Below are 12,011 nucleotides of genomic sequence, written 5' to 3' on the forward strand. Positions count from 1 at the left end.
GGTTGCGTGAATATCTCGACTAATAGCGGGTAGCGTTATTACAGAATTGTCGTTTAACCATCAATTTACGGTTGAGAGGTGCAGCTCAAGACAAATGTAGTGTTGAGCTGCACACTATTTAGGGGCTATTGTTTTGAGCTTGCTATACGTACAGCTCTTTTTTTGAAAGAGATTAAGGCTAGCATCAATACAGCAAGTATTGATGTTGAGCCACCTCCACCTGATGAATCGCTTGCGCCAGTATTGTTGGTTTGATTCGTATTGCTTGTGCTGTCTGTTTGGCCTTTTACTGTGATTAGGACAGTGTAAGTATACTCCTCTCGTCCATCTGATACATAAGCGGAAAAGTGGTATTCCACTTGTCCTTTTTCACTGGCTAGGGCGTGATCAAATTGGCGAGAATCTATTTTCAGTACATTCTTAACTGCATTGTACTCATCTAACTTATGCTCATCTTCTGCCCATTGCTCCCATTTATATTTAAATTCTAATCCTTCCAATAGAGTGTTAGTGGGTTTTTCAAGTTCAATGACTACGGACTCATTACCCTCTACCGAAACAGAATAATAGCGGTCAAAGGGCCAAGAGGATTTTGGTTGTGCAATATCTAATACGATGGTTTGGGCTTCTGAAGTTTGTCCGTCAGATGCTTCTACCTCTAAGTAAAAACGGGATGATGGCTCCGTTGTCTTCGAGAAATAGCTAGGGTCTAAACTTCCCGTGTTTAACCTTATTTCTGCTTCATTTGCGAGCGTAATATCATTAAGCAGCTTTGCTGGCGCACCATAGTTTTCTTCTACGATTTCTCCCCATTTATACGTTAATGCCTGGTTAGTTGGAGAGTATAGCGTTGAAGCGATTGTTACCATCTCACCATAGTCAGCGTTAATGTATATATAATGTTCTGGTTTCGTGACAGCATAGTAAGAGCGGGGCATTAGCTTAATCGTCACTTTGTCTTCGCTCGATGTCGTTCCATCAGAAGCTGAAACTGTAAATTCAATGTCTGTTAATGTTTCAACTAATGGCGTTCTAAATGTTAGATTCTTAGCATTTTGCTCACCTTTGAACGTTACACTGGGTCCTTTTGCTTGAGTCCATTTTAGGGAGAGGGGTTCCATTTCAGCATCGAACGAAAATGCCTGTAATGTGATTTCGCTCGCATCGAAAGTGAAAAAGTCTGCACCAGCATCAACAATAGGCGCATGGTTTGCTATTGATGCGTGTTCTCCAAGGTAGCCGATACATACAGGCGTGTAACGAATGGAGTTGTCATGTTGTGATATGTTGTCACCATAGCAAGAGAACGTAGTGCCATTATTTAAAGCCATTGACGCAAAATAATTAACATACGTATCTAGCGTTTGATTAAACTTGTCAAAAGACGTTGATGTCATTGAAGGCGCCGTGCATTTCACACTTTGGGAACTGTCAATGGCAATACAGTTTATATGCTCAGAGGCTTTTTCAAAAACCGCAGTCTCGATTGTTGCAGGAGATTTTGCGTCTAGGCGTTCAGGCACTAACCATGGCGTTATGGGATTCCAACTATTCTCTGTATTTTCCAATACGCTGTCAAAATGCGCATTAAAACGTTGAGTAACGTTTGCATTTTGACTTAGTTGGGTTAACAGTGCTTCGTAACCCGCAATATCATTGGTGCGTAATGTGTAGAACATTTGTTGATGATATTCGGGAAACTGCGAATACAAAAAGTGATGCAATACCGCACCATAAGGGTAGACCTCAAAACCACTATTCGATTCTATAATCTCTTTAAATGACATCTTCTCTGGAAGTTGGTTCTGCAAAGAATTGATAATGCTAGTCCGCATTTTTACGCCTTCTGATGCCGTTGCACCACTTAAAAACTCTGCTAAACCCTCAACTTCCCAATGTTCATACTTGCTCGAGTAAAACTCACCTTCACCGTAACTACCATGAATTTGATACCGAGACTCTAAATAATGCACATACTCATGGCGAAACAGCTCTTCGAGTGTAAAACGGCTCTCTTCTTCTGTACGCTCGTAAGTGTAAAACGTGGCATCAGATTCGATATAAATGCCACCATTATTGCTGTCTAGGTTAAACAGGTACCCTTGAAATCTATCGTAGTGTTCACTGGAGTGGGCGATGTAAATAGTTAACGCGTCTGAATTATCACCAGGTACGGGCGTTGTATTTTGAGTGACTCTAAAAAATTGCGATTTTACTTGGCTTGCTGCTAAATAGAGGCGATTTACTCTTGCTTCATCCAGTGCGGTATGAATAGTGATATCGCTGCCTTCATATTGGTATGTGTTTGGGTATAAACGGTTTTTTAGTTGTTGTTTATACTGGCTACTGCAAAACTGGCTGTCAATCGCTGAGCAGTGTTCATCAAAGGCGTAACCACCGATCAAGCTCAAAAACCACTCTGAATCTACAGGATATTGCTGCAATACTTGTTTTGCCAGCGCAACGCCTTGATTTCGTAATGTATTTGAGTACAAAATATAGTTTGCAAGCCAGTAAATTGGGCCGTGAGGCACGTAGTCTACTCTTGAGAACACGTCTTGGTCCATCGACCAAAAGCGAATTCTGTCTATGACCTTATTATCTTGTTCCACTTTATTTCGAAATGACGTTGCGAAGCTTTTTGCGCCATCAAACTGTACACGTGATAACACGTCGAATATGATCCATACATTTTTAAGGGCTAATTTGTCTCTTACCTGGTTATTTTGGTAGTGATCAAGATCTGCCATAAGCTCGTCATAAAGATCAGCTTGAAGGAAAAGGTTGTTAATAAGGTAGTACGCTTCATATGCAACAGAGTCTTGTTGGTATTCGGTGTTCAAGCGCCAATGGCTGTTTTTCATTAATGCTTCTAGTGCAAAAACTAAATTTTCTCTGAGAGGTTGTGTATTGTCGTCAAAATTGAAATCACTGCTGCCATCAGCAACGAAATACGCCGCTCGAGTGACTTCTAATAACTGATATAGCCCAGAATTTGATTCGCCTTTGTAGGATGGTACGATTGATTGAATTTCTTGAATCAATGCTGCCACTTGCGATTGTGAATACAGGCTTTTAGTGAAAGCATTGTTAGTCCAAAATGTTGAACCAATACACTGACTATCTAATTGTTTTATCAGGTTGATTCGCTCATGTACGGAAGCTGATTCTATTGCCGCTATTTGGCAACTGGCATGGTCAGCGCTTCTGAATGCGCGTTTTTTTGAGATGCTTTTTCTTATATTTTTGTGCAGCTGTGGTGATTTGGCTTCCCATGAAAAATGCGTATCGTCATTGGGTTTGCTTACTTCATAGAATCCAACTTTGTCACGTACCTTACTTCTGGCTTGTTTTTCTGTATCAGAATAGGCGGTGTTGGGGGTCAGTAACATACCTACTACAAAGGAGGCGGCTAGCGTGCTAAAAATGGGTCTGAAGGATACCATTAGTATCAATTCCTTTTGTCTTTATGTCGTGTTTATCTTTGTGGTTACGTAATTTACCAAAGGGCAGGGTGCACGGCAATAATAGTTGATGCTTGGGTTGATTGAAAGGTGAGGAGAGAGAAAGCAGGACGCTTTCTCTCTATTATATTATTTGTCAGATGACGAAACTGGGAAACCTCTGTCACGCATCAGCGCTTCTACTTTGGCATCGCGACCACGGAACAGGCGATAGGCGTCAGCTGGGTCCATTGCGTTGCGAATCGAGAATAGGTGTTTAACCAACTTCTCGCTCATGTCTTGGTCGTAATAACCACCTGGCGATTCTTCGAATGCTTCAGCTGCGTCAGACGTAAGTACTTCTGCCCACATATAGCCGTAGTATCCAGATGAGTAACCTTCGCCAGAAAAGATATGTCCGAAGTGTGTGCTACGGTGACGCATAACAATTTCTTCTGGCATACCAAGAGAATTAAGCGTTTGCTTTTCAAACGCTTGAGGATCAATGTTTGCAGGATCAGTGGTATGGTAGTACAAATCCATTAATGCCGACGCTAAGTATTCTGTCGTCTTAAATCCTTCATTGAATGTAGATGCACGTTTGATTTTTTCAACCAATGATGCAGGAATCGGCTTACCCGTTTCATGATGCACCAAATAGTTATTAATTACTTCATCAGTAAGTAACCAACGTTCAAGCAATTGAGATTGGAATTCAGTGTAATCTCTTACGCCAGACTGCGATGAAGGATATTGTACATCTGTTGATAGGAAATGCAGTGCGTGACCAAATTCATGGAAGAACGTTTCTGCATCATCCCAAGAAATGAGTGTAGCGCCGTTATCTGGGCCTTTAACAAAATTTGAGTTATTCGATGATAGAACAGGTTTTTTCTCACCAAATGTTTGATAACCACGGTAAGTGGTCGCCCATGCACCAGAACGTTTCCCTTGGCGAGCAAACGGGTCTAAATACCAAAGGCCGATGAGGGCTTTTGACTCTTTGTCTTTTACTTCGTATACCACCACATCTTCGTGGAAAACGGGCACAGAACCTTTTGGTACGGGTGTGAATTCATAGTTGAATACGCGATCTGCAACATAAAACATGGCGTCTTGTAGTTTATCTAACTGCAAGTACTGTTTTATTTCGTCAGAATCTAAATCGTATTTGGCTTTACGTACTTTTTCAGCATAGTAACGATAGTCCCAAGGCTTGATGGTAATATCGTGGCCCTCTTTCTTTGCAATAGCTTGCATGTCTGCCACTTCTTGCTCTACGCGACTAATCGCAGCGGGCCAAACTTTTTGCATCAGATCCATCGCATTCTTGGGATTTTTTGCCATACGATCTTCTAAACGCCATTTGGCATAGTTGTCGTATCCAAGCAAATTTACACGTTCATGGCGTAAAGTAAGGATCTCTTTTATCAGTGCGTTATTATCATACTCGTCACCATTATTCCCGCGGTTATAGTATGTTTTCCATACTTGTTCACGCAATCCACGTTCGTCTGAATACGTCAGGAACGGATCCATCGAAGAGCGTGTATTGGTAATGGCATATTTACCTTCTTTACCACGAGATTTTGCAGCCGCCGCCGCTGCCGACTTGAAAGACTCAGGAAGGCCTGACAGCTGACTTTCATCTAAATATAACACATAGAATTCTTCGTCATGGAGGACGTTATTTGCAAATTGTGTATGTAGTTTTGCCAACTGCTTGTTAATTTCAGCGTAACGCGCTTGAGCGTCGCCTTCCAATGTTGCGCCGTTGCGAGCGAACTGGTTGTATGTCAACAATGTTACACGTTGTTCTTCTGGCGAAAGTGATTGCATTTCTTCACTTTCATAGACGGCTTTTACACGTGCAAACAGTTTTTCATTTTGACTCATTTTTGAGTAATACTCAGACAGCATAGGTGAAATTTCACGCTGAATCTCACGAAATTCTGGGCTGCTTTTGTTCGATGCAAAAATGCCATAGTACGTATAAACACTGTCTAATAATTGACCCGATTTTTCCATTGCTACAATGGTATTTTCAAATGTGGGTGCAGCGTCAACATTAGCAATCGCGTTGAGCTCAGCCAAATGCGCATCAATGGCCGCTTTCATTGCGGGTTTCACGTCTTCTTTACGCATTTTGTCGAAGGCAGGTACACCGCCATAGGGTCCTTTATATTCCTGTAATAAAATATTACTAGCAACATCTGATGAGGCTGATGTATTCATTGGATTGCTTTGAACTGAGGTATTGGTTTGTGAACAAGCACCTAAAGCAAGCAGTATTGCCGCACTTGTTAGGGTTAATATTGGTTTTTTCATACGTTTTTCTCAAGATCCTTTATTCGGATATGTTTGCTTTATGTCCTGAAAGTTGATGGGGTGACGTTTTGATAATGCGTAAAAAAGCAGAAATTGTGGCCCCCAATAATGTTAATACGCAGCCGAAGAAATCTCACGGATGCAATCAGACCTAAGGCTATCTGTTTAGCCGTGTTCAGCGCAACAAAAAAGGAAAGGTTGCTGAAAATATAAGGTGAATTACATGTTAATAAGACAGTATTTAATCAATATACTATTTGTTAAACTTGCTGTGATAAAGTTTGGGAGAAGCCATTGACCATATCAATTCAATCCCCTTGTATTGGAAACTGTTGTTTGGATGAAGACGATATTTGCATAGGGTGTCGCCGTTCATTGGAAGAGATCACGCGATGGGGAAGCGCATCTGAAGAAGAGCGAATAAGTATCCTTAGTGCTGTAGAATCTAGAAAAACCAGCGATCAAGTCCCAAATGAATAGCTTTTTTATTGAATGATTTGAGCTGTGTCATAGGCAGCTTTTTGGTAAACTCTCTCCCTAGATTCGTTTTTATTTTAGGTTCGTTTATTCTTTGCCAACGCATGGAATCGAGCCTCTCTAGCTTACAGTTGTTATATGCGTATTATTCTTGCTCCAATGGAGGGCGTTGTTGATCATCTAATGCGTGACATGCTAACGCGTATTGGTGGTTTTGATCTGTGCGTAACAGAATTTATCAGGGTAGTGGATCAATGCTACCCGAATAAAGTGTTTTACCGCATGTGTCCTGAACTGCGTAATGGTGGTGTAACGCCGTCTGGTACGCCAGTCAAAGTACAGCTATTAGGGCAATCGCCTGAATGGCTGGCCGAAAATGCAGTTAAGGCCGTCGAATTGGGCTCTCACGGGGTAGATCTCAATTTTGGTTGCCCTGCTAAAACCGTTAACAAAAATAAAGGTGGCGCGGTGCTCCTTAAAGAGCCTGAAACCCTCTATACAATTGTTAAAGCGGTTCGCGATGCGGTTCCCAATTCACATCCTGTTACTGCAAAAATGCGATTGGGATTTGAAGATAAAACCCTTGCAATTGAAAATGCATCCGCACTGGCGTCAGGGGGGGCAGATGAACTTGCTATTCATGCTCGAACCAAAGTTGAAGGCTACAAACCGCCTGCTCATTGGCATTGGATTCAAACGATTAAGCAACACGTGTCGGTACCCATCGTTGCCAATGGCGAGGTGTGGGGCAAAGAAGATGCTGATGCTTGTTTGCTAGCATCAGGTTGTCAGGATTTGATGATTGGTCGTGGTGCGCTAGCGATGCCTAATCTTGCTCAAGTGATTAAACATGGTGATGCTCCGATGGCATGGAAGCATGTAGCAGATATGCTGGTATCTTATTCAGGATATGAATTGTACGGTGACAAAGGTAAATATTACCCTAACCGCATTAAACAGTGGTTTGGTTATTTAAAACGCCAGTACACCCAAGCTGAAAGCGTTTTTCAGCATATTCGCACTCTTCATGACCCAGACGCGATTGTTCGAATTTTACAAAACGTGTAGGGTCACTTATCGTATTAATTGATACATTGGTCGCAGACGTTTTAACGGCCTGTTGGTCAAAGCGTATTCTGACATGCTATGAAGTGAATCAGATTCTCACAAAAATACATAATAAAGGAACACTATGACAACACCAACCATGCTTAAATCAGCGGTGGCGGTGGCTTTGAGCTCAATACTTCTTGTCGGTTGTGGCGAAAAGCCATCTACAGAAGAGCAAGCTCCGCTCGTTACCATTGATAGCAACCCTTTTCCAAGCACCTATCAAGTTATTGAATATCCCCCCGTTTTAATTCAAAACGTCACCATTTTGGATGGCATTGGCGGTAAAGTGGAAAACGGTGCGATATTAATGCAAGACGGTAAAATTTCTGCATTGGGTACTAACATTAATGCACCGAGCGATGCCAAAGTTATCGATGGGAAAGGTAAATGGGTGACACCCGGTATCATTGATACCCATAGCCACCTCGGTGTATATGCAACGCCAGAGACCAATTCCCACTCTGATGGAAATGAAATGACTAAGCCTGTTACCGCAGGCGTATGGGCAGAGCATTCTATTTGGCCACAAGATCCTGGTTTTAGCCGAGCATTAGCCGGTGGTGTAACGACGTTACAAATTCTACCAGGCTCAGCGAATCTGGTTGGTGGACGTGCTGTGACAGTAAAGAATATGCCAAATCGTACCATTCAGGATATGAAATTTCCGGGTGCGCCTTACGGAATGAAAATGGCGTGTGGTGAGAACCCGAAGCGAGTGTATGGTGAAAAGGGTGGCCCGGCAACCCGAATGGGTAACGTTGCGGGTTATCGTCAAGCTTGGGCTGATGCCCAAGACTACATGGAAAACTGGGCACGCTATGAAGCTGATCATAAAGCAGGTAAAAATCCCAAGCCGCCGAAACGTGACCTCCAATTAGAAACTCTTGCAGGTGTGTTAAACGGAGACATCTTAGTACACATGCATTGCTATCGTGCCGATGATATGGGCACCATGATGGATGTGATGAAAGAGTTCGATTATAAAATCAGCTCATTCCATCACGCGGTTGAATCATACAAAATCGCTGATAAGCTGGCCGAAGCTGACGTGTGCTCTTCCATGTGGGCCGATTGGTGGGGCTTCAAAATGGAAGCCTATGACGCAATTAAAGAAAACATCCCTATGGTACACCATGCAGGTGCATGCGCTATCGTTCACTCTGATAGCGACTTAGGTATTCAGCGCTTAAACCAAGAGGCGGCCAAAGCGTGGGCTGATGGAAAGCGTGTCGGGTTAGATATTACTGAAGCCGATGCGTGGACGTGGTTGACGTCGAATCCAGCCAAATCATTGGGTGTTTTCGACAAAACCGGTTCGTTAGAAACAGGTAAACAAGCAGATGTAGTGATATGGAGTGAAAATCCTTTCTCTACCTACGCACAGGCTGAACATGTTTATATTGATGGTGCACTTGTGTATGACCGCAACGCTCCAGATACATGGCCAGTGAGTGATTTTGAATTAGGCCAGCCAGGAGAAGGAGACGCCAAATGAGCACGGTAAATAAAAGCCTTATCGCAGCGGTAGTAGGTGCTTCATTATCTTTTGTAGCCCAGGTTCAAGCTGAAAATTATGCGATTACTGGAGCCACGGTGCACACGATGGACGCAGCGGGTTCTTTTGAGAACGGTACTGTCTTTATCAAAGACGGTAAAATCGAAAAGGTCATTGATGGGCAGGCAAGCACGGATGGTTACACCGTCATAGACGCAAGCGGAAAAGTTGTTACGCCGGGATTGATTGGCGCATTAACTTCACTAGGGCTGGAAGAGGTGAGTATGTCTGCTGGCACCGTTGATAGCCGAAGTGAAGCGCGTGATATTAGTCAGGTTGGTGCCGCGCTTGATGTATCTTATGCCGTTAATCCAGATTCTTCACTTATCAATATTAGCCGTATTGAAGGGATCACGTCAGCTGCCACCAGCATGTCGAGAACAGGACAGTTATTTGGTGGTCAAGGTGCGATCATTACGCTGGGCGATTTGGATGTACCTGTCATTAAGCCGAGAGCATTTGTTTCAACGTCTGTTAGTGGTCATGGCGCAGATGCCAATGGCGGTAGCCGTGCATCATTATGGGTGCAGCTAGAAACTGCCTTGGATGAAGTGCAAGCGGCAACAACGCAACTCGCAGGATATGATAAAGCTTGGCATGGTTTGCTAAGTCGCTCGGATCTAAAGGCGTTGAAGCCGGTCTTAGACGGCAACGTGCCATTATTAATCGAAGCGAATCGCGCGGCAGATATTCGTCAGGTGATTGGATTCAAGCAGCGCAACCCATCGCTAAATATTGCATTGATTAATGCAACGGAAGCATGGCGCGTTGCAGATGCGCTTGCACAGGCGAATATTCCGGTCATCCTTGATCCCGAGTCAAACCTTCCCTATAACTTTGATGAGCTGGGTGCTACGCTCGAAAATGCGTCCAGACTAGAAGAAGCAGGGGTGATGGTGACCATTGGAATCAATACCCATAACATTCGTTTGGCCAAACAACACGCGGGCAATGCCGTTGCAAATGGTTTATCGTGGGAACAAGGATTAGCTGCGCTGACGATTAATGTAGCGAAATTGTTCGGTGTTGAGAATACGCTAGGGAGTTTGGCTCCAGGCAAGCGGGCTGATGTAGTCATCTGGTCTGGCGACCCTTTACAAGTGACTGAGGCAGCTACACAGGTGTTCATTAATGGAGAAAAGATTAAAATGGAATCGCGTCAAAGCAAGTTACGCGATCGCTATTTAAATCTTGAACAACCTAAGCCGATGCGCTACGTCAGACCTTAGCGTCTGCGGTGAGCTCAATATTCTGATAGCACCATTGAGCACGCAAAAATAGAAAAACCAGCTTCGGCTGGTTTTTTTGCGTTACGATTAATGAACAACGATGCCTTGGACTCGTCTAAAAAGCGAGCGTATTACCAGCTGGCTTTTGCACTAAAACTCGAAATCTTTACTATGCCGTTGTGTTAACTAAGGTTCCAACACGATCATTCACAGGTTGCGATTGTTGAGATGGCGACTCCAGTCTTGCTTGCTGAGACTCTGCTTCAACTTGCTGAACATTTTGCTCCTGACGCTGCACACTTTGTTGCTGTGCTTCCTGACGATTGGCGCCACCGCTTTGTGTAGGAGACTGAAGAATAGATTGATTTGAAGATGTTGCTCCGACTTCCATCACTTGCCTCTATCATTGTGAATCATTTCGTAACGTAAAGTATAGTCCAAAATTTGTAATGTGATAAAGGCGAAGTTTAATTGCCCGAACTGACTGATGATTGAGCATTTAGGCCCAAATATGGAGACAAGTGTTTGGCCATGAACTCAGCGATAATGGGTTGCGCGCTTTTGTTAGGATGAATGCCATCTCGTTGCATTAAATCAGGGTTTAGGGCAACGTCTTCCAGAAAAAATGGAATGCGGGGAATGTCATACTCTTTAGCGAGTGAAATATAATTGTTCACAAACATCTGATTATATCGACGACCATAATTTGTAGGAATTTGCATTTGTTGCAGTATCACGCTCACGCCTTTACCTTGTGCTATCTCAATCATCTCTTGCAAGTTGGCTTTAATTTTTGCGGGCGAATGGCCTTGTAAACCATCGTTACCTCCCAGCTCTAGTAGCATATGGGTTGGCGCATGTAAGTCGAGTAGGCGAGGGAGGCGGGCTAAGCCACCGTCCGTGGTTTCACCGCTTACAGCAGCATTTATAACGTGAATGCCTTGTTCCTTCCACGCATTTTGTAACAAACTAACCCAACTTTCACCTTGTGCAAGACCGTAGCCTGCGCTTAGGCTGTCTCCTAGTATCAGCAATGTTTTGCTGTCGTTAGTTGATGCTTCACAGTGATCTGAATAGAGCACTGACGGTATAAGCAAGAAGACTATGCTTAAAAAGCATGCGATGGAAAAATTTTTATAAGCGAGCACTATGACAACGTCCTTAACTAATATTATCGAGTGTAAATCTGTTACTAAAATCGTTTCTACGTCAGAAGGTCAGTTGCAGATCCTTCAACCTATTTCGTTTAATGTCAAGACAGGTGAGTCGGTGGCCATCATTGGTGCGTCGGGTTCCGGTAAATCAACCTTGCTTGGACTGTTGGCTGGATTGGATGAAGTCAGTAACGGTGAGATTTATCTTGACAGCGAGGCATTGCACGAGGGCGATGAAGAAGAGCGAGCACGAATACGAGGAGAAAAGGTTGGTTTTATTTTCCAGAGTTTTATGCTCGTACAAAGCCTTACCGCGCTTGAAAATATTATGTTACCAGCAGAGATTGCTGGTTTAGACAATCCCAAAGCGCGTGCGCAAGCTCTATTAGAGAAAGTCGGCTTATCCCATCGCGCCACACATTATCCTAATCAGTTGTCGGGTGGTGAACAACAGCGCGTGGCGATAGCCAGGGCTTTTATTACAGAGCCAAAAATTTTGTTTGCGGATGAACCAACTGGCAATCTTGATGCAGCCAACAGTGAACGAATAGAGACGTTGCTGTTTGAGTTGAATAAACATTCCGATACCACCTTGGTGCTGGTCACCCATGACAATACCTTAGCGGGACACTGTCATCGACAATTACGTATGCATGCGGGCGAGTTAACCGAAGTGCAAATGGTTGATGGCAAGCTGCAGCAGGTGGGCTAA

General features: G+C 43.5%; 9 protein-coding genes. 5 read left to right on the plus strand and 4 right to left on the minus strand.

The genetic code is table 11. The annotated features are described in order from the left end of the window. Positions 1 to 125: 125 nt before the first annotated feature. Complete coding sequence (locus OE749_RS03925; protein WP_263711052.1) at positions 126 to 3,446, minus strand: collagenase; 3,321 nt, start codon at positions 3,444 to 3,446, stop codon at positions 126 to 128. Between the two features lie 147 nt (positions 3,447 to 3,593). Further along, the gene (locus OE749_RS03930) at positions 3,594 to 5,771 is read right to left on the minus strand and encodes a M3 family metallopeptidase (RefSeq protein WP_263711053.1); all 2,178 of its coding nucleotides are present in this window, start codon (positions 5,769 to 5,771) and stop codon (positions 3,594 to 3,596) included. A 294-nt stretch (positions 5,772 to 6,065) separates the two neighbouring features. Here OE749_RS03930 and OE749_RS03935 point away from each other — a divergent pair, with 294 nt between their 5' ends. The 4 genes from OE749_RS03935 (at position 6,066) to OE749_RS03950 (ending at position 10,145) form a co-directional block, all read left to right on the plus strand. Further along, a complete protein-coding gene (locus OE749_RS03935; RefSeq protein WP_263711054.1) occupies positions 6,066 to 6,251 on the plus strand; it encodes a DUF1289 domain-containing protein in 186 nt (61 codons plus the stop codon). A 135-nt stretch (positions 6,252 to 6,386) separates the two neighbouring features. Further along, positions 6,387 to 7,316 carry a tRNA dihydrouridine(16) synthase DusC gene (gene dusC, locus OE749_RS03940; protein WP_263711055.1) on the plus strand — a complete coding sequence of 310 codons (930 nt, stop codon included), beginning with the start codon at positions 6,387 to 6,389 and terminating at the stop codon, positions 7,314 to 7,316. A 124-nt stretch (positions 7,317 to 7,440) separates the two neighbouring features. Further along, positions 7,441 to 8,856, plus strand: coding sequence for an amidohydrolase (locus OE749_RS03945; RefSeq protein ID WP_263711056.1), 1,416 nt, complete (start codon positions 7,441 to 7,443; stop codon positions 8,854 to 8,856). Further along, positions 8,853 to 10,145 carry an amidohydrolase family protein gene (locus OE749_RS03950; RefSeq protein ID WP_263711057.1) on the plus strand — a complete coding sequence of 431 codons (1,293 nt, stop codon included), beginning with the start codon at positions 8,853 to 8,855 and terminating at the stop codon, positions 10,143 to 10,145. The genes OE749_RS03945 and OE749_RS03950 overlap by 4 nt, the downstream gene beginning before the upstream one ends. A gap of 169 nt (positions 10,146 to 10,314) precedes the next feature. Here OE749_RS03950 and OE749_RS03955 read toward each other — a convergent pair whose 3' ends face one another. Both OE749_RS03955 and OE749_RS03960 read right to left on the minus strand, forming a co-directional pair. Beyond that, the gene (locus OE749_RS03955; protein WP_263711058.1) at positions 10,315 to 10,539 is read right to left on the minus strand and encodes a hypothetical protein; all 225 of its coding nucleotides are present in this window, start codon (positions 10,537 to 10,539) and stop codon (positions 10,315 to 10,317) included. Between the two features lie 73 nt (positions 10,540 to 10,612). Further along, positions 10,613 to 11,251 carry an arylesterase gene (locus tag OE749_RS03960; RefSeq protein ID WP_404828133.1) on the minus strand — a complete coding sequence of 213 codons (639 nt, stop codon included), beginning with the start codon at positions 11,249 to 11,251 and terminating at the stop codon, positions 10,613 to 10,615. Between the two features lie 43 nt (positions 11,252 to 11,294). On the opposite strand from OE749_RS03960, the gene OE749_RS03965 reads away from it, so the two are divergent. Then, positions 11,295 to 12,011 (plus strand): ABC transporter ATP-binding protein, encoded by a 717-nt coding sequence (locus OE749_RS03965; RefSeq protein WP_404828122.1) that lies wholly within the window; start codon positions 11,295 to 11,297, stop codon positions 12,009 to 12,011.

The sequence above is a fragment of the Fluctibacter corallii genome (genome assembly GCF_025751585.1).
Lineage (GTDB): Bacteria > Pseudomonadota > Gammaproteobacteria > Enterobacterales > Alteromonadaceae > Fluctibacter_A > Fluctibacter_A corallii.